Source organism: Micromonospora sp. NRRL B-16802 (assembly GCF_001279555.1).
Classification (GTDB): Bacteria; Actinomycetota; Actinomycetes; order Mycobacteriales; family Micromonosporaceae; genus Micromonospora; species Micromonospora profundi.
Genome location: NZ_LGEB01000067.1, coordinates 1 through 24,698, shown reverse-complemented (window position 1 = coordinate 24,698; position 24,698 = coordinate 1). Strand labels below are relative to the sequence as shown.

General features: G+C 65.9%; 19 protein-coding genes, 1 tRNA gene and 3 pseudogenes. 15 read left to right on the top strand and 8 right to left on the bottom strand.

Translation table 11 applies throughout. From position 1 onward, the window contains the following. Positions 1-59 precede the first annotated feature (59 nt). From cmk to ADK66_RS19025, 3 genes are all read left to right on the top strand, one after another. Positions 60-740, top strand: a complete 681-nt coding sequence (gene cmk, locus ADK66_RS19035) for a (d)CMP kinase (RefSeq protein WP_053657206.1) — start codon at positions 60-62, stop codon at positions 738-740. Then, positions 737-2,143, top strand: a complete 1,407-nt coding sequence (gene der / locus ADK66_RS19030; protein ID WP_053657204.1) for a ribosome biogenesis GTPase Der — start codon at positions 737-739, stop codon at positions 2,141-2,143. The genes cmk and der overlap by 4 nt, the downstream gene beginning before the upstream one ends. Positions 2,144-2,333: 190 nt before the next feature. Continuing rightward, positions 2,334-2,407, top strand: a tRNA-Pro gene (locus tag ADK66_RS19025). Between the two features lie 299 nt (positions 2,408-2,706). On the opposite strand, the gene ADK66_RS19020 is transcribed toward ADK66_RS19025, so the two are convergent. Further along, complete coding sequence (locus ADK66_RS19020; RefSeq protein ID WP_157552674.1) at positions 2,707-3,129, bottom strand: hypothetical protein; 423 nt, start codon at positions 3,127-3,129, stop codon at positions 2,707-2,709. A gap of 424 nt (positions 3,130-3,553) precedes the next feature. On the opposite strand from ADK66_RS19020, the gene ADK66_RS32575 reads away from it, so the two are divergent. The 3 genes and pseudogenes from ADK66_RS32575 to ADK66_RS19010 form a co-directional block, all read left to right on the top strand. After that, positions 3,554-3,685 (top strand): hypothetical protein, encoded by a 132-nt coding sequence (locus ADK66_RS32575; protein WP_255353043.1) that lies wholly within the window; start codon positions 3,554-3,556, stop codon positions 3,683-3,685. A gap of 162 nt (positions 3,686-3,847) precedes the next feature. Then, positions 3,848-4,168 (top strand): annotated as a pseudogene (locus ADK66_RS30820) (ATP-dependent DNA ligase); the annotation flags it as partial. 39 nt (positions 4,169-4,207) lie between these two features. Further along, positions 4,208-4,498 (top strand): annotated as a pseudogene (locus ADK66_RS19010) (IS701 family transposase); the annotation flags it as partial. Here the strand turns inward: ADK66_RS19010 and ADK66_RS19005 are convergent. After that, positions 4,480-5,271, bottom strand: coding sequence for an IS5 family transposase (locus ADK66_RS19005; protein ID WP_157552671.1), 792 nt, complete (start codon positions 5,269-5,271; stop codon positions 4,480-4,482). The pseudogene ADK66_RS19010 and the gene ADK66_RS19005 overlap by 19 nt on opposite strands. 35 nt (positions 5,272-5,306) lie before the next feature. On the opposite strand from ADK66_RS19005, the gene ADK66_RS18995 reads away from it, so the two are divergent. Further along, positions 5,307-6,475, top strand: a protein-coding gene (locus ADK66_RS18995; RefSeq protein ID WP_157552668.1) for an IS3 family transposase whose coding sequence is annotated in 2 segments (ribosomal slippage) — positions 5,307-5,591 and positions 5,594-6,475 — 1,167 coding nt in all. Because the reading frame shifts where the segments join, the coding sequence is not laid out codon by codon here. A 54-nt stretch (positions 6,476-6,529) separates the two neighbouring features. Here the strand turns inward: ADK66_RS18995 and ADK66_RS18990 are convergent. Continuing rightward, positions 6,530-7,791 (bottom strand): annotated as a pseudogene (locus ADK66_RS18990) (IS256 family transposase). Between the two features lie 407 nt (positions 7,792-8,198). Between ADK66_RS18990 and ADK66_RS18985 the strand changes: the two are divergent. From ADK66_RS18985 to ADK66_RS31520, 3 genes are read left to right on the top strand one after another with little or no spacing between them, the layout of a single operon-like run. Continuing rightward, the gene (locus tag ADK66_RS18985; RefSeq protein ID WP_053657194.1) at positions 8,199-8,567 is read left to right on the top strand and encodes a hypothetical protein; all 369 of its coding nucleotides are present in this window, start codon (positions 8,199-8,201) and stop codon (positions 8,565-8,567) included. 11 nt (positions 8,568-8,578) lie between these two features. Then, positions 8,579-9,121: a hypothetical protein gene (locus ADK66_RS18980; protein WP_053657192.1), complete on the top strand. Its 543-nt coding sequence runs from the start codon at positions 8,579-8,581 to the stop codon at positions 9,119-9,121. Then, positions 9,114-9,656 carry a hypothetical protein gene (locus tag ADK66_RS31520; RefSeq protein ID WP_157552665.1) on the top strand — a complete coding sequence of 181 codons (543 nt, stop codon included), beginning with the start codon at positions 9,114-9,116 and terminating at the stop codon, positions 9,654-9,656. The genes ADK66_RS18980 and ADK66_RS31520 overlap by 8 nt, the downstream gene beginning before the upstream one ends. Here the strand turns inward: ADK66_RS31520 and ADK66_RS18975 are convergent. Then, positions 9,625-13,119: a trypsin-like peptidase domain-containing protein gene (locus ADK66_RS18975; protein ID WP_197281575.1), complete on the bottom strand. Its 3,495-nt coding sequence runs from the start codon at positions 13,117-13,119 to the stop codon at positions 9,625-9,627. The two genes, ADK66_RS31520 and ADK66_RS18975, sit on opposite strands and share 32 nt — an antisense overlap. A 131-nt stretch (positions 13,120-13,250) precedes the next feature. After that, positions 13,251-14,222, bottom strand: a complete 972-nt coding sequence (locus tag ADK66_RS18970) for an IS3 family transposase (RefSeq protein WP_157552662.1) — start codon at positions 14,220-14,222, stop codon at positions 13,251-13,253. Between ADK66_RS18970 and ADK66_RS18965 the strand changes: the two genes are divergently transcribed. Together ADK66_RS18965 and ADK66_RS18960 are read left to right on the top strand one after the other, a co-directional pair. After that, positions 14,150-15,016 (top strand): IS5 family transposase, encoded by an 867-nt coding sequence (locus tag ADK66_RS18965; RefSeq protein ID WP_231640094.1) that lies wholly within the window; start codon positions 14,150-14,152, stop codon positions 15,014-15,016. The genes ADK66_RS18970 and ADK66_RS18965 overlap by 73 nt on opposite strands. Beyond that, positions 15,013-15,390 carry a hypothetical protein gene (locus ADK66_RS18960; RefSeq protein ID WP_053657189.1) on the top strand — a complete coding sequence of 126 codons (378 nt, stop codon included), beginning with the start codon at positions 15,013-15,015 and terminating at the stop codon, positions 15,388-15,390. Before ADK66_RS18965 ends, ADK66_RS18960 begins: the two co-directional genes overlap by 4 nt. Positions 15,391-15,601: 211 nt before the next feature. On the opposite strand, the gene ADK66_RS31515 is transcribed toward ADK66_RS18960, so the two are convergent. Continuing rightward, entirely contained in the window at positions 15,602-16,516 is a 915-nt protein-coding gene (locus tag ADK66_RS31515; protein ID WP_157552658.1) for an S-4TM family putative pore-forming effector, read from the bottom strand. Positions 16,517-16,582: 66 nt separating this feature from the next. Here ADK66_RS31515 and ADK66_RS31510 point away from each other — a divergent pair, with 66 nt between their 5' ends. The 3 genes from ADK66_RS31510 (at position 16,583) to ADK66_RS31910 (ending at position 19,774) form a co-directional block, all read left to right on the top strand. Continuing rightward, positions 16,583-17,743, top strand: coding sequence for a hypothetical protein (locus ADK66_RS31510; protein WP_157552655.1), 1,161 nt, complete (start codon positions 16,583-16,585; stop codon positions 17,741-17,743). Between the two features lie 507 nt (positions 17,744-18,250). Then, positions 18,251-19,072: a hypothetical protein gene (locus ADK66_RS31915; protein ID WP_197281573.1), complete on the top strand. Its 822-nt coding sequence runs from the start codon at positions 18,251-18,253 to the stop codon at positions 19,070-19,072. A gap of 78 nt (positions 19,073-19,150) precedes the next feature. After that, positions 19,151-19,774, top strand: a complete 624-nt coding sequence (locus ADK66_RS31910; protein WP_197281572.1) for a thiopeptide-type bacteriocin biosynthesis protein — start codon at positions 19,151-19,153, stop codon at positions 19,772-19,774. 1,142 nt (positions 19,775-20,916) lie between these two features. Here the strand turns inward: ADK66_RS31910 and ADK66_RS18950 are convergent. Together ADK66_RS18950 and ADK66_RS18945 are read right to left on the bottom strand one after the other, a co-directional pair. Beyond that, on the bottom strand, positions 20,917-23,847 hold the full coding sequence (locus ADK66_RS18950) for a helicase-related protein (protein ID WP_197281571.1): 2,931 nt from the start codon (positions 23,845-23,847) through the stop codon (positions 20,917-20,919). A gap of 155 nt (positions 23,848-24,002) precedes the next feature. Then, complete coding sequence (locus ADK66_RS18945; RefSeq protein ID WP_053657186.1) at positions 24,003-24,593, bottom strand: hypothetical protein; 591 nt, start codon at positions 24,591-24,593, stop codon at positions 24,003-24,005. Between the last annotated feature and the right edge of the window lie 105 nt (positions 24,594-24,698).

The following is a 24,698-nucleotide window of genomic DNA, read 5'->3' as shown; positions in this document are numbered from 1 at the left end:
CAACCGCTTGCGGCGCCGAATCACCGGGCGTCCGTGAGGTACGGGCTGAGGAGGACACGGTGGAGGAAAACGTACGGACCGGGCGATGTGTGGTCGCTGTGGACGGGCCGTCCGGTTCGGGTAAGTCGACCGTGTCGAGGCGGCTCGCCGCCGGCATCGGTGCGCGTTACCTGGACACGGGTGCCATGTACCGGGCGGTCACCTGGGCCGTGCTGCGCTCCGGCGTGGATCTCACCGACGCCGCGTCGGTGGCCAAGGTCGCCGGCGAGGTGGACCTGCGCATCGGCACCGACCCCCAGGGGTACGGCGTGACGGTCGACGGCGTGAGCGTCGACACGGACATCCGTGGCGCCGAGGTGACCTGGGCGGTTTCCGCCGTGGCCGCGGTGCCGGCGGTCCGTGAGCTGCTTGTCGCCCGGCAGCGCGAAATGATCGTCAACGCCGGCCGGATGGTGGTCGAGGGCCGCGACATCGGCTCGGTCGTGGCGCCGGACGCCGACTTGAAGGTCTTCCTGACCGCCTCCGAGGCGGCCCGTGCTGCCCGGCGGAGCGCCGAGGACGCCGCAGACGTGGCGGCCACCGCCGCCGACCTGGCGCGCCGGGACCGGCTCGACTCGACCCGCAAGGTCAACCCGTTGGCGCAGGCGCCGGACGCCGTCGTGCTGGACACGACCGAGTTGGGTATCGACGAGGTTGTCGTGCGGCTGCGTGACCTGCTCGCCGAGCGGGGTGTGGCATGAGTAGCGACGGCGCGGGCTGGGTCGAACTGCGTGAGCCCGAGGTCGCCGTCGAGGAACCCACCGGCCCGCAGCCGGTGGTGGCAGTCGTCGGCCGCCCCAACGTGGGCAAGTCCACGCTTGTCAACCGGATCATCGGTCGCCGACAGGCGGTCGTCGAGGACGTCCCCGGGGTGACCCGGGACCGGGTGCCGTACGACGCGCAGTGGAACGGACGGGCGTTCACAGTGGTGGACACCGGCGGTTGGGAGCCCGACGCGAAGGACCGCGCTGCGGCCATCGCGGCGCAGGCCGAGATCGCTGTGGTCACCGCCGACGTGGTGCTGTTCGTGGTCGACGCGATGGTGGGCTCCACCGACGTGGACGAGGCAGCGGTGAAGATGCTGCGCCGCAGCGCCAAGCCGGTGATCCTGGTGGCCAACAAGGCGGACAACACCTCCATCGAGATGGAGGCCACGTCGCTGTGGTCACTCGGCCTCGGCGAGCCGTTCCCCGTCTCCGCGCTGCACGGGCGCGGCTCCGGCGACCTGCTGGATGCCATCCTCGCCGCGCTGCCCGAGGCGCCGGCGATCGTGGAGAACCGGCCGCGCGGGCCGCGTCGAGTGGCGCTGGTCGGCCGCCCGAACGTGGGCAAGTCCAGCCTGCTCAACCGGTTCTCCGGTGAAGACCGGGCGGTCGTCGACTCGGTCGCCGGCACCACAGTCGACCCGGTGGACAGCCTGGTCGAGATCGGCGGCCAGACCTGGCAGCTCGTGGACACCGCCGGGCTGCGCAAGCGGGTCGGCAAGGCCAGTGGCACCGAGTACTACGCGAGCCTGCGTACCGCGGGGGCCATCGACGCCGCCGAGGTGGCAGTCGTCCTGCTGGACGCCAGCGAGCCCATCAGCGAACAGGACCAGCGGATCCTGTCGATGGTGACCGAGGCCGGCCGGGCGCTCGTCATCGCGTTCAACAAGTGGGACCTGGTCGACGCCGACCGCCGGTACTACCTGGACAAGGAGATCGACCGGGAGTTGCGCCGCATCCCCTGGGCGATCCGACTGAACCTGTCGGCGATGACCGGCCGGGCGGTCGACAAGCTGGCCCCGGCGCTGAACAAGGCGCTCGCCAGCTGGGAGACCCGGGTGCCGACCGCGCACCTCAACCAGTGGTTGACCGCGCTGGTGCAGGCCACCCCGCACCCGGTACGCGGTGGACGCGCGCCGCGCATCCTGTTCGCCACCCAGGCCGGGGTGGCGCCGCCACGGTTCGTTCTCTTCACCACCGGGCCGCTGGACGCCGGCTACCAGCGCTTCGTCGAGCGCAAGCTCCGCGAGGAATTCGGGTACGAGGGCAGCCCCATCGAAATCTCCGTCCGCCCCCGCAAGAAGCTCGGCCCCGGCGGTCGGGGCAAGGCGCACGGCTGACGCTGCTCGCACGGAAAATGCCGGATGGACGCGCCTTGTCCATCCGGCATTTCTTCACCCCACCCTCCTAGGACGCTGTAGGGGGTGTGTGGTGGTTCAGTGCCGAGTTGAGCCCGGTGGGGCCTGTGCGGACGGGCGGCGGGTGCTGCGCTAAGCTGTACCGGCTGTCGCAGGGGAAACCTCGCGAGGGCGGGACGTGGCGCAGCTTGGTAGCGCACTTGACTGGGGGTCAAGGGGTCGTCGGTTCGAATCCGGCCGTCCCGACAGACAAAGCCCTGACCAGCTTTTCCGCTGGTCAGGGCTTTAAGTTTGTCTATGGGGTTTTGAACCGCCCCCCGAAAACCCCCATTTGCCGGGGTCGGCAACCAGGTTCGCCGTCCCGTGCAGGGTCGTCAGCGTGCGGGCAGGCCGGACACCAGGGCGCTATCGCCATCGCCGCTCACGCCAGCAACGACGGCAACGCTTGGCCGTCCGTCGCCACCCTCGCCGAGTACGCCGGCTGCACTCACCGGAGGCTGTGGGATGCTCTTGTGGGATAGGTGGTGGCCTACATCCACGCGGCTCTAGAAGTACACCGTGTCCCGAACACGCCGCTGCGCGCCCGTGTTCGTGGTGACAAGCAGGTCGACCAAGATGTAGTGGGCGGGTGCGTAGACCCGGATCGCATTGGTCTGGTATAGGAACTGCCCCGAATCCGAGCCGCTGTCTGCTCCGCTCTGCGAGTAGACGATCAGGGAGGTGTAGGTGGGCACGCCGTAGACCCCTCCGGCCTTGACGCCGATGGCGCACGCGTAATTGCCGTCTCGGTAAATACCGACGCGACCGATTACGGTGCCAGCGGCATTGCTGACCGTTCTGTTGGCGACATGGGTGCCGGCGCACGACGCCGACTGGGTGGATGCCTGGGCGGTCGGCGAGAGCGCAATGGAACTGGCGAAGAGCGCGGAACTCAACACTGCGAAGAGCCCTATTTTGATTGACCTCATGCGGCCCATGCTGGCATAGCCGGGCGAGTCCCGCACGACTGCATCTCAGGTGAGGGGGTCGAGAAACCACGTGGTCGCTGCGCCGGCAGGGCACCGAGTGACGCCGGCTCGGCGGGTGCGCCTGATCGACGCACCTGCCGTGGGCTGGACTGTGGCCTGCGCCTTCACCACCAGCAGACGCCAAGCGATCGCCGTCGCGCCGCTCTGCTCCTACATGCTTCCTGACGTCCGCCACTTCGGCCGCACCGCGGTCGTCAACATCCACCGTCGGGGCGAACCCCCGCGCACAGCGACGACCGGCAACCCGTCGTGCGCCCCCGACCCCGCCCGGTCATGAGTGGGCCGATCTTGTTTGCCGCCAGGAGATCGGCCCACCCATGTCCGGGCGGTTCGGCCGTCTGCCACTGCCCAGGGCGGAGGAACCATGACCGCCCCGACGATCACCCGCCGCCCCACCGCGACCCGGCCCCGGCCACTGACTGACGAAGCCACCACCGCGTTCCGCGCGAACGTGGCCGACTACCTGGCGCACCGCGTCTCCCGCCTGTCCCGGTAGGGCAGCACCCCGCACCGCGTGTAGGCGACACACACGGCGCGGACAGCAGCACCGAAAGATCAGCGCCCCGGCGCTGTGAGAGGTCGCATCTCTCACAGCCGCCGGGCCGTTTTCGTTGCCCTGCAACCGATTGGAGGTGGCCCCGTGGACGCATAGCGACACGGCGATGCCGCCGACAACCTGGCCGCCGTGACCCGGGCCCTGGCCCTGACCGCCCGCGCCGAGCGGCTGGATCCGGCGCTGGCCACACCGCCTTCATCCGTGAGGACCGGGAGAGGAAGGTGTTCGTCGACTCGACCCGGGCCGGCGGCGCCACGGTGGTGGCCGCGTACTGCCCACGCCTGCGACCGGGGGTGCCGGTGTCGTTCCCGGTCGACTGGACGGACCTGGAGTCGGTGACACACGACCCCGGTCGCCGGCGTCCAGGCGATGCACGAGGGCAAGCGCCGTGCCCGGGCCCGCCGCACGGAAGAAGGCCATTGACCTGGCTCGCCTGATCAATGGCCTTCGGTGTGCTCTGGTGCCACCAAAACTGGCCTCGGCCTGGACCAGCACCAACACCGCCGCTGGCGGGCCTGGCACCGGTGGACCACCCTCGTCATCGCCGCCCACGCGTTCCTCGCCGCCGCCGCAGCGGCCAACGCCACCACCCCGGACGGCCTGATCCCGATCACTGTCAACGAACTCCGACGGCTGTTCCACGCCCTGATCATCGAACCCGCCCGACGCGTCGGCGACGTCATCGCCTGGTCCATCGTCCGACGGCGCCATCAAGCCACCGCCAAGATCAGCCACTACGCCCGACAAGCTCTCAGAGCGTGTTTGAGATGGGGTTGATCAGGTCCAGGTGAAGGTGCGACGGGCTTGGCGGCGTGCGGGTTGGCCGCGGGTGATGCGGCGGGTGATGCCGGCGATGGCGGCCCAGCGGATGAGGGCTTCGGAGACGGCGGGGTGGCGCGCTCGTAGTCACGGGCCAGCCGGCGGCAGGCGGTGAGCCATGCCAGGGTGCGTTCCACGACCCACCGGCGTGGGTGGACGGCGAAGCCACGCTGGTCGGCGGGTTTGCGGACGATCTCGAGCGTGGTGCGCAGGGTGTCGCGCGTCCATTCGACCAGGCGGCCGGCGAAGCCCTGGTCGGCGAAGACGTGCCGGATCGGGGCGGCCATGTAGGCGCTGAGCAGTGCGGTCTTGGCGCCGTCGCGGTCCTGCCAGCTCGCGGCGAGCACGGTCACGGTGACCAGCAATCCCAAGGAATCGGTGATGATGAACCGCTTCCGACCGTTGACCTTCTTGCCCGCGTCGTAGCCCCGGCTGTCCCGGCCGACGGTGTCGGCACCCTTCACCGTCTGGAAGTCGATGATCCCCGCCGACGGCTCCGAGGTTCGGCCCTGCTGCACCCGCGCCCTTACTCGCAGCGCGGCCAGAAGTTTCTCCGTCACCCCGGCTTCTTCCCACCGAGTGAAGTACCAGTACACCGTCTGCCAAGGCGGCAGGTCAGCAGGCAGGTACCGCCACGGGCACCCGGACCGCACCACGTACAAGACCGCGTTGACGGGTCTGCTGCACCGATAGGTGACATCTGAGATGGCTTGCCCCGTGGGCGGGCTGGAAGGATGTCGCTGTGCCCAAGCCCTACCCTCGTGAGTTCCGTGATGACGTCGTGCGGGTGGCCCGTGATCGTGATCCGGGTGTGACGGTCGAGCAGATCGCGAAGGACTTCGGCGTCCACCCGATGACGTTGTTCAAGTGGCTGCGCCAAGCCGACGTCGATGCCGGGACCAAGCCTGGCGTCAGTGGCAGCGAGTCGGCCGAGCTGCGTGAGGCCCGTAAGCGGATCAAGCTGCTGGAGCAGGAGAACGAGGTCCTGCGCCGGGCCGCAGCCTACCTGTCGCAGGCGAACCTGCCGGGAAAAGGCTCTACCCGCTCGTGAGCGAGCTGGCCGCCGACGGGATCGGCGTGGCGGTGACGTGCCGGGTATTGAACATCGCTCGTCAGCCCTACTACCGGTGGCGTGCCGACCGAGTCACTGACGCCGAACTGGCGCAGGCGTATCGGGCGGACGCGTTGTTCGACGCCCACCGCGACGACCCGGAGTTCGGCTACCGGTTCCTGGCCGACGAGGCCCGCGCTGCCGGCCAGCCGATGGTCGAGCGCACCGCCTGGAGGATCTGCTCGGGCATGGGCTGGTTCAGCGCGTTCAGCAAGCGCAAGCGTCGGGGCAAGGGCGGCAAGGTCGGTCCGCCGGTGCACGACGATCTGGTACGCCGCAACTTCACCGCGGACGGCCCGAACCGGTTGTGGCTGGCCGACATCACCGAACACCGAACCGGTGAGGGCAAGCTCTACCTGTGCGCGATCAAGGACGTGTGGTCCCACCGGATCGTCGGCTACTCCATCGACTCACGGATGAAGTCCCGCCTGGCCGTCAACGCCCTGCACAACGCCGTAGCCCGCCGTGGTGACGTGGCCGGCTGCGTGCTGCACACCGACCGCGGGTCACAATTCCGCAGCCGGAAATTCGTCCATGCCCTCAACCAGCACCACCTGGCCGGGTCGATGGGCAGAGTCGGCGCCGCCGGCGACAACGCCGCCATGGAATCGTTCTTCGGCCTGCTGCAGAACAACGTCCTCGACCGCCGAACCTGGACGACCCGGCAGCAGCTGAGGACCGCGATCGTGACCTGGGTCGAACGGACCTACCACCGCCGCCGACGCCAACGATCCCTGTCCCGGTTGACCCCTATCGAGTACGAGACCATCATGACCCCACCGGCCAGTCAGGCCGCGTGACTGAAAGGGAGTGTGTCGATTTCCGTGTTTGGGCCTGTGGTGTGATCGATGTTGTTAGATGGTGATCCGGTCGCCGTAGGTGAGGATCAGGGCGTTGAGGGCCTTGGCCCAACCGTAGACCCGGCCGGTGATGCTCCACCGCCCTTACGTTTCTGCTGGACGACGAGGTAGAGGACCTTCATCGCGGCCTGCTCGGTCGGGAAGTGCCCGCGCCGGCGGGCGGCCTGACGGAACCGCGCGTTGAGGCTCTCGATGATGTTGGTGGTGTAGAGGACTTTGCGGACCTCGTGGTCGTAGTCGAGGAACGGCACGAACTGTGGCCAGGAGGTGCGCCAGAGCCGGATCACGGCGGGGTACTGGTCACCGAACTGGGTGGCGAACTCCTCGAACCGGGCCTCGGCGGCGGCCACGGTGGGGGCGGTGTAGATGTCCCGCAACGCGGGGGTGATCTTCTGCCAGTCCTTGCGATTCGTGTAACGCAGGCTGGCCCGCACGAGGTGCACGACGCACTGCTGGTGCACCGCCTGCGGCCACACCTGTTCGATCGCGTCGGTCATGCCCTTGAGTCCGTCGGAGCAGACCATGAACACGTCCTCGACACCGCGGTTACGTAGTTCGGTGAGGTAGCCGGCCCACTGCTTGGCGCCCTCCCCGCCGGTCCCGGCCCACATACCGAGCACGTCGCGTTCGCCGTCGAGGCTGATCCCGACCACGACGTAGACGGGCCGGTTCGCGACCTGCCCTTGGCGGATCTTCATCACCAGCGCGTCGATGAACACCACCGGATAGATCTTGTCGAGGGGCCGCTGCCGCCAAGCCTCCATCTCGTCTACCACGCTGTCGGTGACCCGGCTGATCAACTCCCGAGACACGTCGGCGTCATACACATCCGCCAGATGCGCCGAGATCTCCCCGGTGGTCAACCCTTTGGCATACAGCGACAGGATCGCCTCGTTGAACCCGTCCAACCGGCGGGTGTGCTTCGGGACGATCCGCGGCGTGAACGACCCCGCCCGGTCCCGCGGGACCTGGATCCGCACCGGCCCGACCTCGGTCTGTACCGTCTTCGCCCCGTGCCCGTTACGGACGTTGGCCCGCCGACCCGACTCCTCGTCGACGCCGGCCTCGTCAAGGTGGGCATCCAGTTCAGCATCGAGCGCTGACTCCAGGACGGTGCGGGTGATCCCCGCCAACAGGCCACCCGGGCCGACCAACGAGACGCCGTCGGCCTTGGCCCGCTCGACCAGCTGCTGCGCGAACTCCACCTCCGCCGCCGTCGGCTGGGGAAGCTGAACAGCTTTCTTCTTGTCTGCCATGACGTGGTCCTTCCCGGACAGGATCAACGTCCTGTCCAACGGACCACACCCAGGTCAAACACGGAAATCTACGCAGTCCCGTCTGTCGCACGATCCGAGTCGTCCACCGCGGACGTACCTCGGCCACCAGCGTCACCTGAGGCCGGCTTCCCAGCGCCATCGACGCGGTGTTTCGCCACACTGCTCGGAGGAGCACCCTGCACTCTCCTCGGTCGCAAGTAAACAAACCCTCCAGGCTGGTATCAGAAACGCGACGGAAACAGCCGGCTTGACGAAGAACCGGATCCGGATCTCCATGCGGGTCGTCCTTCAGTGTGAACGTCGACGGACGATCGGATCGAGGACCCCGACCGGGTCGCGAGGACATAGCCGCCCATCGCGGGCTCTCCGCGCATCGACTGAGCTGTATGCTGCTCCTCGCTCGCTATGTGCTTGGAGGCTTGATGGTTCACGGATTGCTGTCGACAATGGCGATCGGCTGGATCGGTGCACTGCTGGCCGAGCTTATCCGGACTCTCCCAGCGATCCGCCAGGGTCGACCCCCTCGGGGCTGGGAGCTTGTAGCGTCCCTGATTCAGGTCGCACTCGGTGCCGGAGCTGTCCTGTTCGGCTGGGAGAGGGATCAATCGGCCCTCCAGGTCGCCGTCATGGGCGCGGCTTTCCCGCTCCTCTTCTCAGCTGCCGTCAACGGGGCCAAGCCACCGGCCGGTAGTGGCGGGCACGATGTCGCCTTTGGCGAACGCTCGGCATGGGACTACCTTGCCGGTCGGTACTGATCGGCAAGGCGATGTTGCTCCCCGCAGAGGAGGCCAATCCGGTCCTGCACATCGAGGAACTCGCACGGTTTCCGTGGCGAAGGACGCGGCCGGTTCCGGGGGCGGTGCACGTTTACCTTAGCCGACACGACCACCTCTACGCGCCTGAGGGCGGGTTCACGATCGGTGAGCTGTGGATGCTCGCGCCGCGGCGGCTCTACGTGATCGATGTCGCGCCTCACCATTACGTCCGGCATCTCGACGTGACCAGCCGGTCGAGCGGTGTCACCGCGGGCATCACCCTGTCCTGTCAATGGCGGGTCCACGACGCGCGGCTCGTGGTGGCGTCCAGTCTGGTTGATGTGATGACGGTGGTCCCGGGGCTGGTTCGCGACGCGGTCACGACCGCGTTGGCCGGAACCTGGTGGGATGATTCCAGGCACCTTGAGGAGCGGCTTCGGGAAGGAGTTCTGCCAGAGCGTGTCCGTGCCGACGCGATTGAACTGTATGCCTTCGACGCCGAGGTCGTCGCGCTAGCTGACGTTCCGCCGGCACAGCAGGACGACGATGATTGAGGCCGCAGCCGGGCAGATTCTCGACTGGCTAACGACCCGCACCGCCGAGGACTACCGCCGTTACGTCTTCCTCCTGCTCACGCTATTGACTGCGTACCGCATGATGCGCTGGATCATCACACGGCTCGCTCCGTGGGTAGTAACCCATATTGCCGTACGGCTGGTCAGTGGATTCACGATTGCCGCCTGCATCATTGCGCTGGTGCTACAGGTGACGGCGGTCCTGCCATTCCGAACCGTGCGAGCTCGTCCACCAGGGTTTTTATTTGAGTTCGGGGATATGGCGGTTGTGGGTACTCGACGGTTGACGTCTGGCCTCACTCGCTGGGCGTCACGGACACAGGTCTTTCGTCGTGTGCCCCGGCTGCTGGTCCTGACGATCCTCGCCACAATGGGCTGGTGGGGGCACGAGACAGCATGTCGCGATGATGCGGAGTCGGGGTGGTGCCGGCGGCCTCTGACCATGGCGCACGGCGTCGGCGATGACCTGTGGAACCGCGCTGTTACGTTCGTCCGCGACGCATCCAAGGCATGAGCCGGGCCAATACGCGCTCGACGGGCTCCCGAATCAGTTCTTGGAACCTGTTATCGAGGGTGGCGCCAGAGACGAGATACGTCGTCATCTGTTCCAGAATGACACCCAGTTCGCTGACCCGAGCGGCCCACCGCCACCGGAGTCCGATGGCCTGGTCCTTGGACAACTCATCCAAAATCTCCAACGACTCTGTGCGGTGCCTTCGGCGACGACCAAGCACCGTCGCGGCCTCCACCCGCACGGTCGGCGGCAGAGTTGGATCCCGTGCCGCCAGGGCGAGGAAAGCGGACCCGGTGGGACCACCACGATTGCCAAGAATGTCCAAAGCGCAGCGACGGTCCGCCAGGCCAGCCCGTTCATTGCGCACTATCGAGCGTAGCGTGGAATCGGCGCCAGCCGGGTCCTGGCTGTGCCGTCGCGGGTACCAGACGACCAGGCGACGCGTCACCGCCACACTAGTGTCGTTGAGAAGGTCGTCGAGAAATCTGTGACTCTGCCCCGATGCGTAGAGGGCATCGGCCAGTTGGCTTCGAATGGACCAGTCGACAGATCGGTCGTGGATGAGGGCAGTGGCCGCGGCTTCCAATCGTTCCGGCGCAACCCGCCCGGACAGCATCGATAGGCCCTGGACGAGGGCACGCATCACGTCGACCTTCGCCGATTCCGCGGCCTCGTCGAGGTGTTGCGGCGTCGACCACGCTGCTGCCGGAATACGCTGCCGACTCTGACGTGGGTCGGGATTCGGCTCGCCACCCTCGGTCGCAACCCACGCCTGGACCATGGCACTGAACGCCTCCACTTCTGCATCCAAGGCGACAAACGCGTTGGCGCCCGGCTCGGGGCTTCGTAGCCGGCCGACGAAGGCCGCAAGTGCTTCGGCCGGCTCTCCCAGGTTGATGAGGGCTGCCGCCGCGTGGACTCGGAGGCGGGCGCTTGGCCCGGTTTCCACCAGGCTAGCCAGGTGCTGGACGGCGTTGCGCCGCTCCGCCCCGTTGCCGGAATCGGCGAGTGCTCGAAGTGCTGGCAAACGCTCTTCAGCCGTACGACGCGCAGAGCGTCCGAGAGTCATCAAGACTGCCAACCCGTGTCGCCGGTGGTCCTGGTCGCCGTCGGTGAGCAGCACTGTTGCCACCTCGATGCGCTTTAGCTCAGGGGTCTCCGGGTTGTTGATTAGCTCGATGAGGGGGCTGGGATCCGGTGCTCGCTGTAGCACGGCTCGAGCGGCTTGGTTGATGGCCTGCAAGGTGGCCGGAGGCTGGACTGCCGCATCCTCGAGCGCAGCCATGGTGATTCCCGCGATGGAGGACCCGTCATCGATCGTCGCAGCGCCGTCAGCGAGCAAGTCGGCGAGGTCCGTTAACTGCGGAAACTGTCGATCGCGTCCGGGGGCAGCCAGCTCGAGGATTATGCTATTCGGGTCATTTCCCGCTTCCGTCCACGCCGCGAGTTCGAACATGTCGGTGCTGGTCAGTCCGGTCGCCTGTACACGGGCCAGCCACGTCTGCGGCTCCATTGAGCGGCCCCGCTCACGGCCGTGGAGGTATTCGGCGATGCTTTGGTGGGTGAACTCCAAACTGTCGCCGCGGTTTACGATGAGTCCGGTGCTTACAAGGACCTCGCGTATGTGCTGGTCGGTGATTTCGTCCGGGATCTGTACGTGCTGCCGAGCCAGCCATGTCCTGACCAGCCCCACACTCGGCTGTCGATCCAATTCCAGCCGCTGCTCGGCGAGGAACGTTAGCCACCCGCGGCGGCGGCTGACCAGGGACTCGCCGAAAGCCTCGGCCTCTGCGCTCAGCTCGCGCAATTGTTCTCGCACCTTGCTGCGTACGGACGGGAAAGTCTGCCGCCCCTGTAGCAGGGCGTCAACGAAGCGCCGATAGAGACCAGCGCGACTGTACGGCAGCGGCTCGTCCGGACTCTGCTGGTGGACGTCGGCCGCGATGGTGCACAGGAGCGGAACACGGACCATCGTCATCATCCGGTTCTTGTCGACCTGGTGAAGGAAGCTGCGTTGGCGATCGGCGGCGTGCTCTGGGTCGCGCAGGTGGTACCACCTGCTGGCGAAAGATTCGACGGCGGGCCGATCGAACGGTCGCAAGTTATACTCGCCGAGCCGGTGTGCTCGTTCCATACGATTCATGAGCGGGCGGAGACTGTGGAACTCGGTAGCGGCCAGCACCCGGCTCGACACTACGAACCGGGCCTGCGCCCCATACGTCGCGATGTGTGCCGCCAAGCGTTCGATAAGCTCTGCCCGCCGACGCGGGTTGAAAATCTCATCGAGTCCGTCGACCAGCACCAACCAGTCCACTCCGGGCTGCGGCGGCACCTCGAAGAGCGTTGCGGGCAAATGGGTCGGCAGGTATCCGCTCAGATCTGCCTTGACCGCATCGGCGACCGACTCGTACCACGGTCGGTCAGTAAGTAGACGTGTAGCGGCGCAGCGGATCGCCACCGCTGGCCCAAATGAGGGCTCCTCGCCCTCCTCGGGCTGGTCGGGTCGCAGCCACCAGGCCGCGGACTCCGTCACCAGGTGTTGCAGCAGCGTTGATTTCCCACCACCGGGCCCGCCAACGATTAGGGCGTTGCGGTGCCGGGAGAGCATCTCCGAAGCTGGGATGACCGATGGTTCCACGGGCGGTGAGCCGCCGCGGGCGATGGCCCCGCGCCGTTCGGCCATCCAGGACTCGGCTCGTTGTTCGACGTACACGGTGGAGAGCGGTACCTCGCCTTCAACCACCCGGTACGGCAGCCTTTCCGATACCGTTTTTTGCGCCACGAGCATTTTCCACAATGGTGAACGGCTCTCGGGAAGGAAGAGGCGTGGCTTGCGGGGCTCGAATCGGCCCAGCAACGCACGATAGGCATCAAATTGTTTTTCGAGGTCGAGCGCGTCAATGAACCAGGCAGCCTTCTGCTCGGGCACGTAATACTTCAACATGCCGCATATCCGACCTGTCGACAACTCGACGATCGGTGCCCCGCTCATCCCCGGCGCCACACCGACTTGGGCATGAGCCTTGACGTAGGGCTCGCTCGGTCCCTGCACCGCCATCCGGACAATATCGGGCCCGAGGTCGGGCTCGGGGGCATCTCGGTTGAACCCGAAGGCTGCAATCGCGGCATCTTGGTTGTAACCATGATGCAGGAGCAGTGATCTCATCTCGGCCACTGGATGGTCGATGTTGCCGTCGACTCCGATGAAGGCAAGATCCGGAAAAGGGTAAGAAATCCGGTCTCGACCTGCCGGCGAGGGTAGTCGCTTGAGGACGGTCCCACCAACAGGAGGCTGTCCCCGCAACCGAATTCGCACACGTTCGTTGCCGGGTTCCAGCACATGCGCGCACGTGAGCAGGATATTTCGCTCAACGAAGAAACCCGTGCCCGTCCGCCGCTTGGAGCTTATGTGTACGGTTGCCTGCCTCACATGCTGGACTGCAGCTGTCGCCGGGTACGACATAGGCCTCCTTGCATGCGGCAAGCCGTGCACACTCGATAATATCGCCATCGGGTGCCTTCATGCATCGGTCCAGCCCGCTGGACCATTCCGGCAGTCGCCCTGAGTTCCCCCCCGCTTCGACGGAGCGGTGGTTACCTGCCTCCGGTCGGGGCAGGGGTGAGGTTATCTGGCTGGGTGTGGGCGTGCCAGGCGGTCTCGTATTCGTCTGGGCTGAGGTAGCCGGGTTCGCGTTGGATGCGGCGGGTGTTGTACCAGGTGTCGATGTAGGTGAAGATCGCGTTCTCGGCCTCGTCGCGGGTCCGCCAGCTCGTGCGGTACACCAGTTCGATCTTCAGCGTCGACCAGAAGTTCTCCATCAGCGCGTTGTCGTAACTGTCGCCGACCGATCCCATTGAGGGCCGGATCCCGTTGTCCTGCAAGCGTTGCGAGAAGCGGAAGCTCGTATAGTTCGAGCCCCTATCGCTGTGATGTATGAGCTGGCCGTCGCGGACGTCGCGCGACCAGATGCCGTACTCGAGCGCGGCCAGGATCAGATCGGTGTCGCACCGGTCGGAGGTCTTCCAGCCGACGATCCGGCGGGAGGACACGTCGCGGACGGCTGCCAGCCAGAACACGCCTTCTCCGCACGGGATTCTGGTGGCGTCGGCGACCCACAGCCGGTTCGGGCCGTCGGCGGTGAAGTTGCGGTTGACCAGATCCGGCGCCGGTGTATGCCGTGGGTTCTGCGTGGTTGAGCCGCCGCGCCAGCCTCGGCGCAGGAACGCCCCGTGCCAGCCCTGGTGGCTCATCAGCCGCTCGACCCGTTTGCGGCCGACCCGGATGCCGTCACGGCGTAGCTGCCGGTGCACCCGGTCCGCGCCATAGGTGAAGCCGGAGGCTTCCCAGATTTCATAGATGTTGGAGATCAGGCCGAGGTCGACCAGGTCGCGGTCACACGGCTGCTCGGCCGCGCGCACCCACTGGTAGTAAGAACTCCTAACGAAGTGATGTTGGGCGTAACTCTGGGACGTGAGGGTCGTTCTGTCCGAACGTGAGGAGGGGTGAGCAACCGCCGTGGATCGTCTCGGACGACCTGTGGGCCGAGATCGAACCGCTGCTGCCACCTCGACCGCCTCGTCGGCACCGGTTCCCCGGCCGCAAGCCCCTCGACGACCGCAAGGTGCTCTGCGGGATCCTGTTCGTGCTCTACACCGCGATCCCGTGGGAGTACCTACCCCAGGAACTCGGGTTCGGGTCGGGGATGACCTGCTGGCGCCGGTTGCGGGACTGGAACGACGCCGACGTGTGGCAACGACCTGCACGAAGTCCTGCTCGGCAAGCTGAGAGCCGCCGACCAGCTCGACATGTCCCGGGCGGTGATCGACGGAACCCATGTTCGGGCTCTCAAGGGCGGCCCAAAACCGGTCCGAGCCCGGTCGACCGCCGCAAGCCAGGCTCGAAACACCACGTCATCACCGACGCGGGCGGCATCCCCCTCGCCGTCACACTGACCGGCGGCAACCGCCACGACGTCACCCAACTCCTGCCCCTGGTCGACAAGATCCCACCGGTCAGGGGCATCCGAGGCCGCCCCCGACAACGACCGCAGCGGATCTACGCCGACCGCGGCTACGACTTCGACAAGTACCGCCGCGAGCTACGAGCCAAGGGCATCACCCCGGTCATCGCCCGACGCGGCACCGGACACGGCTCAGGACTCGGTACCCGACGCTGGGTCGTCGAAGAGACCATCGCCCTACTGCACTGGTTCCGCCGCCTACGCATCCGCTGGGAGATCCGCGACGACATCCACGAAGCCTTCCTCACCCTCGCCTGCGCCATCATCTGCTGGCGCCGACTCCATCACTCAGAGCTGAAAGTTGCTAGAGAGATGCGGGAGCCTACGGTTGCGAGGTGAAGCTTGACTACTACTCTGCCGCCGAAGGCGTCGATGTCGCGGGTGCCCGGGCAGACCTCTGGCACCTCGCTGACCTGGTAGAAAGCGGAGGCGAGCTGAGCCTTGCGCCGTCCGCTCACCCTCGGCATCTACGGGGTGTGCTCATCGAAGTGACGCATGGCCCCCTCGTCATTGGTGTCTACGATCGCAGCTATCTCAGCATCCACGGTGGCGCGGAAAGCCGGTCGCTCCTAGCCGACCTGCTACGCGATGTAGCCACCATGGACGACGGCGGCCACGTTCACCTGGAGTACTTCGAGGGCCACCATTTCCTGGCACCAGGCAGCGTGCCGCTCATCGTCAACAGTCCGCATGGCGGGATGCCTCGGCGCTGATCAAGCGATGCCACGCACGAAGCCACCCCACAACATCATTTCGTTAGGAGTTGTAAGTCCGGCTTTCGCGACAAGCCGCGAGTCGGTCGGGCTCATGCAAGCGCGCCGGTACAGAACCTGTCCATTCCTCTGACAAGCCGCTGCCCGCCGCCGGGCAAGGAACGATGAACCTCCGGTCGGCTCCGGCAGCGACATCGCCAGAGTGCCGCAATCATGATGTCGGCGGAGGAGTGGCCAGCGCATCCGCCACCTTGCGTGTGCACTCATTGCAGTTCGTTCTGTCGCGCTGGTACGGCAATCGGTAGAACGGGTACTTCGGCACGCGGGGTGCCTTGCTCCGCGTTCTGTATAGAATGTCCTGCAGTTGACGGGCGAGGACCAGTAGCGATGCATCGAGGGCGGGATCGGCGTGCTGGGCAGCCTGCAATATCTGCTTTTCGGCGTAATCGCCAACGCGCTCCCGTTCTTTAGCAACCGACCGTTGTTGTCGAATCGACTCGAGGCCGAACAGTAGGCCGCCGAGTGAAGGGATATACCACCCGATAACTATTTCAGCGACTGTAAAGTCGCCTGCTACCCCAACTATGGCACCCGCAACGGTCCACGTCGCGATGACTAGGGCGATGAAGTTTGCGTATCTACGTCGGACACGCGCACCCCACTCAAGGTTTTCTAGTTGGCGAGCAAGGACGTCGAATGGGCGACGGAAATCTGGCATCTCGTCCCAGTCGTTGTCTATACGTCCATCCTTGAACTTCTCGCTAAGGGCGCTTCGGTCAGCCGATCTAACCTCCGATCCAGCGGCAACGTCGTTCCACGGCAGCCCGAAAACCTCTACCTCGAACTTCTCCTGCAACTTTGCCGCCCGAAGAAGTTCGGCGTCAGCCCACCAAGTCAAACCGATGGAGTTGACGGCGGCCCATAGGGCGCCAACAACCGTGATCCATGTAGCTGGCAGCGATCTTATCGTCATCACGGCTCCCGCTACGGCGATGACCGCCGAAACCAACAATCGCGCCCCAGCCAAAATGCGAACCCGTCGATGCGATACTGACATCGCCCGTAAGGCGGTCTCACCTTCGCGGCTGACCCTGATCTTTTTCGTGGACGGCGTGACGGAGGGCATGACGGTATTCTAGGCTATGTCATCGAACACCCTCGACGTCGTGACACGCTGCTAAAGTTGATGTTGATGAGCACTGACGGCCAGACTAGCGATCTTGATCGATATGTTGACGACCCGCGAGTGACCCAGGCGATCCAATCATGGGCGCGCGGCAATGGTCTGCTCGCGACGGTGCCCGAGTTGGCCTGGCGTCAGCGGGGTGGAAGTGGTGCCCTACTTGTAAGGCTTCGCATCACCCCTTTGGCCACCATGCAGAGGTCGGTCGACGTGCTGCTTAAAGTCTGCACCGCGGGCAGTCCAGCGCGAGAGCCAGCGAACCATCGGTGGGCCTGGCAAGAATCTCCAGATTTTGCCGCTCGTCACCTCTTTCGTCAGCTCTACCCACCGATGATCATGTCGGACGGCAGGGTTATGATGTTCCTCGATTCGTCGGAATCGCTCAGTAAAGCCGTAACGCTCGGGCAATTGTCGCCGGCCATGCAATTAGAAGGATGCACTAGGGCAATTCGTCTCATCCTTAGTGATTGGAATACGCCAACGGCTCACCAGCATCGCGTAATGACTGTTCAACAGTTCCTTAGAGGAGAGTTGCGGGGCGTGCTGGACCGCGGGCGCTCTGCTTATAATTGGGCGACAGGCGCCGGATTGTTTGCGGATCCGGCAGCCGCGATTGCAGCGCGCAATGCGAGCCATGGATTAATTCATGTTGCCGGCCACATTGGATTATACTCCGAATTGACGACCATGGTTGAGTTCTTGGCGGGCAAGTCTCACGGCGATCTACACCTCGACAATGTGGTCGTCCCTTGCACCCCTGACGGGCATCTAAACTTCGACCACATTCGGCTCATCGATTTGTCTGCCTTCAACCCTATGGCGCCGTTGTCTCGAGACGTCGTCGCTCTGCTGTTATCTCTGCTGCTTCCCGCGGTGCGATCCGGCGCTTTATCGACCCAATCCCCTTCTCTTGCCCACGCGTTGACCTCAGCCGCTCCCGTGGTAAGCCATCCCAGTTCACTCGAGCGCGCTGCCCTCTCGATTCGCAGCGATGTCATTTCGCAGATTGAGTCCCGACTGCACGGGCTCTTTCATCGACAGTACTTGCTCTCGCTGATTGCTCATTCGATCATTTATACGTCATTCGAAAATGTAGGCGATAGTGGACGGAGATGGTATTTTGCGCTAGGAGCCGCAGCGGCCGAGGCTTTTCGTTCTTCTGCCCCCTAGTGCGTGCAGGCAAAGATGCCAACGCCAGCCGTCAGAGCCGCCCGACGCCCCGCGCGCCGCAGATCCACCTCTGCCGCAGCTGCGCCCAGGCAGGCGTGAACAACGTTCCGCCAAGTATCAGTAGACGCGTATCTAATTAACAATTCCCACCGTCAGGCTGAACACGAACTATCCCCGATGCGTACGCGCCTGCGCCCGGCCCGGCATCGCAACGAGCCGTATAAGAGCTCGCGCCCGAAGGTTTGCGCAGTTCAGGGTCACGTCGGACAGAAGGTCGGCACACAAGGTCGGACCGCAAGTCGGTGTTCCCAGCCGCTGCGCGCTGGGAGAGTCTGAGCGCACGGAGTGATGACATTGGATTCGAGAGTTCTGCGGGTTCCGTGAGGGTTCACCTCCCGGCCGTCGGTTGAGAGCGCGACTGGCTCGGGTGCTCCCGCGGCGGATGTTCGTTGAATGCACGGAGCCGCCGCGGGCAGTAGCGGTTCAGATACGTCGGAGGGGACGTTCATGAGCGTCGAAACGATAAACAGCGAAGGCCTGCGCCAGGCGATGGTAGATCAGCTGGCCGCTGATCATGCCGACAAGGGCTTGACGTTGCGGCCTGAGGTAGAGGCGGCGATGCGGACGGTACCTCGCGAGCTGTTCACGCCGGGCCTTCCCCTGAAGCAGGCCTACGAGAACAGGGCGGTCATCACGAAGCGGCGCGGTGAGGAGAACATCAGCTCGGTGTCGGCGCCGTTCCTCATCGCAGAGATGCTCGGCCAGGCGGCCGACGCCTTGGGCGGCCTCAGCGGCCGTAACGTGCTGGAGATCGGTAGTGGTGGCTACAACGCCTCGCTACTGCGGGAACTTGTTGGCGCGGCCGGTTCCGTGACCACGGTGGACATCGACCCAGACGTGACGGACCGGGCAGTCGCGTGTCTAGAGGCGGCGGGTTACGACGATGTCACGGTCGTGTGTGCCGACGCTGAATATCCTGTTGATCCCGGCCGCCACCACGACTTGATCATCGTCACCGCCGGGGCCTGGGACATCCCGCCGGTGTGGTACGAGCAGCTCACTGACCACGGCGTCCTGGTGGTGCCGCTACGCACGTTCGGGATGACTCGATCGTGGGCGCTGCGCCGTGCCGGCGTCGGCCTGGTCAGCGTGAGTGAGCGGCAGCGCGGGTTCGTGCCGGTGCAGGGCGACGGGGCGTACGGCGTGCAGTACGTCGACGTGGCCGACGGCGTCCACCTATCCACCTACGCCTTGATGAGGACCAGCAGCTTGACTCCCGGAACCTCGACGGCCTACTCGAGACGCCCTGGCAGGCATGGGCCGGAGTAAGCCTGCCGCCCCCACCGTGCTGGCGAACCTGACCTGTGGCTCGCGACCCGCATCGCCCCCGCAGGACAGGAGTTCGTGGTGCTGACCGCACAGAACGCCGCCATCTCGACCGGCGTCGTCGCGCCGTCGTGGCGGTTCGGGACTCCTGCCGGCCTGCACGACGACGGCACGCTCGCCTACCGGTCGGAGCTGCGGTGGACTGGCGACGCGTTCGATTTGGGCGCGGCGCACGCCCTGTTCCACCACGACAGCCACCACCTCCTGGACTACCTCAGCGACAACCCCGACGACCGGCGGGATCACGCACTCATCCTGTGTACTGCGCTCATGCGCGCGGCCGGCCTCGACATCAACGAGCAAGGCGACGTCTGGGCCAAGATAGCCGATCAGCGTCGCGCATTGGCGCGCCCGGCACCCACTCAAGACCTGCGTGCGTGGACTGATCTCACGGCCTATGTCCGCCGTCTCCTGCTCGGCTCACCTCGCCCAGGCGGCATCGCCAGCGATTGGCTGAGCGCTTTCGAAGACACCGGGACGGCAATGCGCAACCTCCGCGAATCGGGCAAGCTCACACGCGGAATCCGCGGAATCATTGCGATGCACGTGATCTTCCACATGAACCGCCTCGGAGTCCGCGCGAGCAGCCAAGCCACCCTCGCCCGCGCCGCCAAAGAGGCAATCTTCGACGACGTCTCTACCTGAGGCGAGAGCGCCTGCTGGCGAACGCCCTGCTTGCCGCGCACCAGCCTGAATCTCATAGCGACGAGATCTGCTATGACTTGCAGGCCCGTTTGCCCCCCTACGTCCAATCGGGCCGTAGCGAGCGTTGGTGACCCACTCGCCTGATGCGCCGTGCTCGGCCCGGCCCACGGAGGTCATGCATCACCGATCCCGTGTCGGCTCCGAACCGGTCGTAGCGCGAACACCCCCCGGCAAGGCGTCTATCCGCGACCTACGGCAGGGCCATCGAAGAGGCTCCCGCTAACCCGGACCACCAGGCCTTCGTATTGGGGTTCGGCCGCCGCCCGGGGCTGCGGCTACAGCGCCTCCGGCGGGGGCGCTCCGGCTCCAGGATGGTCGGAGGTCGTCCGCGGCCGCCGGCTCAGTGGGTGGCTGCGGTGAGAACATCCTGTCTGCCATCGACCCGGGCAAGCCGAGCAGACCGGCGCCCGGCCCGCCAGTGTACGAACGAAGCGTCGCGGCTCGCGGGCCGTGGCGGGCCGGGCGCCGGCCTGCTCCCCTAAGAGCGGGTCGATGGCAGACAGGATGTTGAGTGCTTCCGGCTTGGCGTGCGCCGACTAGTTACGTCGCGTGGCCTCCATCAGTCAACGGCGTCAACGCGAACAACGGATCGAACAGCACCCCCGCATGTGCAGGGAGCGTTGCTTTCGGGCATTGCTCACGTCTCCTGGACGAGATCACCCCCGCATACGCGGGGAGTCGCTCTGCATCTGGAGCTTGAACGGGTCCGGGAAGGGATCACCCCCTGCGTGCGCGGGGAGCAGCTCGCCGGCTTGCTCGCCAACGTCACCGGTGCCGGATCACCCCCGCGTGCGCGGGGAGCAGTTCCAGATCTTCCTCAAGCAGTCGCGGACCAACGGATCACCCCCGCGTGCGCGGGGAGCAGTCCGGGAAGTCGTCGCGGACCTCGCGCAGCCACGGATCACCCCCGCGTGCGCGGGGAGCAGACTTCTTGACCTGCAGCGTTAGAGATCGACTTCGCGGTTTCCATTCACTTTGGATTGCAAGATCGTTCCCTTGGTCTCGGTATCGACGTTTGGAGAACACCCCAAGCATCCTCGGCTGCAGCGTAATCAAAGGCTCGCGTCGTCGGCCAGCTGTCCTTACAGGTGGTTGCCATCCGGTCGGGGCCGTAGATCGAGGACCTCAGGTACGTCGGTCTCGATAGGCTGCCGTTGCAGAAGAAGTAGCAGGTCTTCCTGTCGTGGTTGACCGAAAGCGAGCCGGTATCGCACCAGGTCCGCCTTGAGCCGGTCGAACCGCGCCTGGTCGCGACTGAGCGGGTAGGGCAGGACATGCCGCTCGATCTTTGCTCTCCCCGGGAACACCCAGTACGGCGTGAAGTCGCCAAGCTCTCCGGACTCTGCTCGTGCGGCGTCGTACAGGGATTTCCAGACATCCGGCTCTGAGGAGCGCAGGGCGTCCGCCCGGTGTGCGGCGGCAACGTTTCGTTGTATGGCGTGGCCGCCGAAGCGGTGCACCCGCCCCTCGCGTTGCTCGAAGTCGACGGGGTTTACGGGCGTGTTCCAGTGCACGACGGCCGAGCACCACTGGTGGAAGTCGATGCCTTCTTGGCCAGCGCTTGTGGTGGCAACGATGAACGGCCAGAAGGGGCTGTTGAATGAGCGCCGCACGACCACTTTGCGGTCAACCTGAGATTGCTCCTCGCCACGTCCGCCGTACCGCAGGGCGAAGCGCCCGGGCAGCTTGATCGGCCGCTGCGGGTTGTGCGGGTCGAAGGCTTCATACGTCGACTGTCGGCTGGCCATTGCCTGCCGCGCTTCGTCGGCAATTTTCCACAGCTCGTCGTCGTCGAGCAGGGTGTCCGAGGCCCCGCTGCGCAACGTGTGCAGGTGTTCGTCGAGAACGGCCTGCAGCCCGCCGGCGGCGCAGTATCGGAGCACCGCCTGCCAGTAGACCTTGCCCATCGTCAGGTGATCGAGCAGCTGTGCGGACTCCGGCCGGTTGAACAGGGAACGCAGTCCATTGGCGATGAGCGCAGCGGCGCGCCAGTGTCCTGATGGGGTGACCTGGCTGCCCGGCTCGATCAGCCGGGACAGCGCCCGCCAGGCGACGTTGCCGGGACCGTGCAATGCGATGGCCGTGATGCTGTCCATCAGCCCGTCCAGCTGGTCCTCTGTCGGGTAGACAGCGTGGTGAGTCAAGTCGCGGGCTCGGGCCACGTGCCCATCTAGACCCGTAGCCGGTCCCTCGTCCGCGGACGAGCCGAGGGCCGTAGCGGGATCCTCGATGCCGGGATCGGCGCCGGGCCATTGGAAGAGCAACTCCCATGGCTCGGCCGGACCTGCCACCGTCGGCAATGCCTCGGCGGAGGTGTGAGCGCGGAGCAGTTCGCGGACGTCTCGCTCGAAGGCGTCGAGGGGCGCGGTGTCGTCCGGTCGCTGCCGAGCTAATGCCAGTGGGTCGCACAGCTCGGCCAGGGCGGGATGGGGCCAGAAGAGCGCGAGGACGCTCATTGCCGCCGGGCGGCCGTGTTCGAGGCGGTAGTCGAGGTGCCGGTGTCCGTCTCCGGCAGTGCCCAGTCGGCGTTCGGCCTCGTAGCTGAGCAGGCCTGCCACTGCGGTGGGAGTGGCGTTCCAGGATGAGAACAGCAGCCGCTTGGTGATGCCGTCATCCGCTGCGGTAGCGAACGGCTCGCCGAGCGCGTGGTAGGGGAGCGACGGTGGCAGCCACAGGAGTTGCCACCAACCTCGGTCGACGGTGTCTGCGGCGAGCTGCCGCAGCCGGCTGTTGCCAAGGTCGACCGGCTCGCGTCGGCGGATCGTCCCGGCATCGAGCAACTGCGCGGTGGCCAGTAGTGCTGGTATCTCGGAATCTGCCTGGTCATCGAGCGCCGCGCGGACCTTGGTGCCGAGCTGGTAGCCGTCGAGGAAATTCAGGAAGTACGGTGCGGACTTCCAGTATTCGACGGTCATGGGAGCGCCGACACTCTTGGCGATCTTGCGCATCGCCACGTAGCTCCGTATGTCCTGCGGGTTGAGGTCGTCGGCCAGGGTGAGGTGCTCGCGCAGCATCCCGTCCTGCCCGAGCAGGGGCCGCTCGGTACGGCACATGACCGGTAGCAGCAGATCGCGTAGCCAGCCGCGCAGGTCCGCGCACGGCTCGCCCCGGACCAGAGCTTCCCGGTACGCCTCGAACGCCTTCGTCACGTCGGCATGCCAGGACATGTCGTCGCTGAGAAAGCGCAGCACTTGCCGGAAGTCGCTGTAGTGGTCCTCGCCGGTGGCTGCCTCTTCGGCGAAGGTGAACGGCTTGTATGGGGTGGCAGACAGCAACAAGACCCGTGCGTCCCGGTAGTCGAACAGGTGCCGGGCGAGCTCGGCGCCCTCGCCGCCGTTCGGGTCGAGCAGCTCCCGGAAACGCTGGAACTCGTCGAGGATGATCAAATCGGGTTCCAGGACTTCTACGCCGGCGGTGGCCAGCGTTGTACGAAGATCCCCGGTAAGCCTCCGGGCGCTCTCTCGTAGTGCATCTGGCAGCTTCGGACGCCGGCCGATGCCGTCGAGCAGCGCGTCGAATCTGTCGAGGAGTCCTCGCTGCCGGGCCCGGCGCAGAAACTCGCTGGTGATCGTGGGATCGATCTTCCCGCCAAGGCTCTCCCGCAGGCGGTCGCATTGGTCCTCGAAACGGCCGGGGTTCGCGACGCCCGCCTGCAACGCGCGCAGCGCGGCCCGGGTCCGCCAGCCGTTCCACGAGCCCGCCTGTTGAAGGATCAAGAACAGCAGTGCGCGTTCCTCCGCCGTTCCGGTGCGCCAGCCTTGGTCGAAGGAGGTGCCAGGGGTGAAGGCGACCAGGTTGATTGGTTTGCCGGCGGAAGCGGTGGCGGCGTTGAGCTTGTCCGTGTGCTTGGCGAGCAGGGTGAGCCTGCTGGACAGGGTGACGGTCTCGTCGGGAGTGACCCGTAGCCGGCCGATGTTCTGCCGTGCCACATCCTGGTTCGAGCAGACATAGATGACGTCGACCCGATCGATGCTGTCGTCATCCTGCAGTCGCTGCAGGGTCTGGGCGATCACGCCTCGGGCGACCACACTCTTACCGAGGCCGGTCTCGTCGGCGACCAGGAACCGGCGGGTCGGATCGGCGCCGAAGTACCGGTCGATGACATGCGCGACGGTGGCGCGCTGGAAGTCCTTCAATCCGGCCATGACCGAGCCAGCGTCGTACCGGCTCATGCGCGCACCGCCTCTGTCATCGCATGCCGCGCTTGCGTGACGACCTGCCACAGCTCGGAGAAGCCGGGTGGCAGCAGTCGACTGCCGTCGCCGCTGGCCTCGAGGCGGCTGACGAGCCGGGCCAGGTCGTCGAGTTGTTGCGGCCGGTCGACGAGAGCGTTGAGGAGCAGTTCGAAAATCCCAGTTCCGCTGCTACGCCACGCGCCGGCCCCGCCAGCGTCGCCGCTCACCAGCATGGCGGCATCAGTGCCGAGGCCGAGCATCAGCAGCAGGAACCGCAGGAACTTCTCCGGCGTGTCGATCTGCTGGGCGATGACGTGATCGAGGCGGTGCACGGGATCGCCGACCAGGGTGGCGACAATGACGGCTTGTTCCCGGCCGCTGCTGTCCTCAGCGGAGACGATGACGAACGGGGTGATGTCGACCAGCGCAAGCCCGGCGAACTCTGCGTCGACCGGCTGTCCCGACGCGAGCACGATCGCCTCACCGCGGCGAGTGTGTAGCTGCGCGGTGATCCGTACCCCTGGCACATTGGGCACGGTGTCTTGGGAGGTCACCCGGAGGCGGTAGCTGTCTGCCTCGGGCATGACGGTAGCTAGTGCCTCGTCTTTGAACGTTGATCGTGTAATCCGTTGGTTCTGAGGATGTGTCGGGCAGGCTGTCTCCCATCGTTTCTGGTCTGGGAGGTGGTG

What these genes read in the sequence shown, in the direction of transcription:
- ADK66_RS19020 (WP_157552674.1), bottom strand. Translation starts at nt 3,129, where the DNA reads ATGAGGTCAATCAAAATAGGGCTCTTCGCAGTGTTGAGTTCCGCGCTC.
- ADK66_RS18975 (WP_197281575.1), bottom strand. Translation starts at nt 13,119, where the DNA reads ATGTCGTACCCGGCGACAGCTGCAGTCCAGCATGTGAGGCAGGCAACC.
- ADK66_RS18945 (WP_053657186.1), bottom strand. Translation starts at nt 24,593, where the DNA reads ATGCCCGAGGCAGACAGCTACCGCCTCCGGGTGACCTCCCAAGACACC.
- ADK66_RS31515 (WP_157552658.1), bottom strand. Translation starts at nt 16,516, where the DNA reads ATGCCCTCCGTCACGCCGTCCACGAAAAAGATCAGGGTCAGCCGCGAA.
- ADK66_RS32575 (WP_255353043.1), top strand. Translation starts at nt 3,554, where the DNA reads ATGACCGCCCCGACGATCACCCGCCGCCCCACCGCGACCCGGCCCCGG.
- ADK66_RS31915 (WP_197281573.1), top strand. Translation starts at nt 18,251, where the DNA reads ATGAGCGTCGAAACGATAAACAGCGAAGGCCTGCGCCAGGCGATGGTA.
- der (WP_053657204.1), top strand. Translation starts at nt 737, where the DNA reads ATGAGTAGCGACGGCGCGGGCTGGGTCGAACTGCGTGAGCCCGAGGTC.
- ADK66_RS31510 (WP_157552655.1), top strand. Translation starts at nt 16,583, where the DNA reads ATGAGCACTGACGGCCAGACTAGCGATCTTGATCGATATGTTGACGAC.
- ADK66_RS31520 (WP_157552665.1), top strand. Translation starts at nt 9,114, where the DNA reads ATGATTGAGGCCGCAGCCGGGCAGATTCTCGACTGGCTAACGACCCGC.
- ADK66_RS18985 (WP_053657194.1), top strand. Translation starts at nt 8,199, where the DNA reads ATGCTGCTCCTCGCTCGCTATGTGCTTGGAGGCTTGATGGTTCACGGA.
- ADK66_RS18980 (WP_053657192.1), top strand. Translation starts at nt 8,579, where the DNA reads ATGTTGCTCCCCGCAGAGGAGGCCAATCCGGTCCTGCACATCGAGGAA.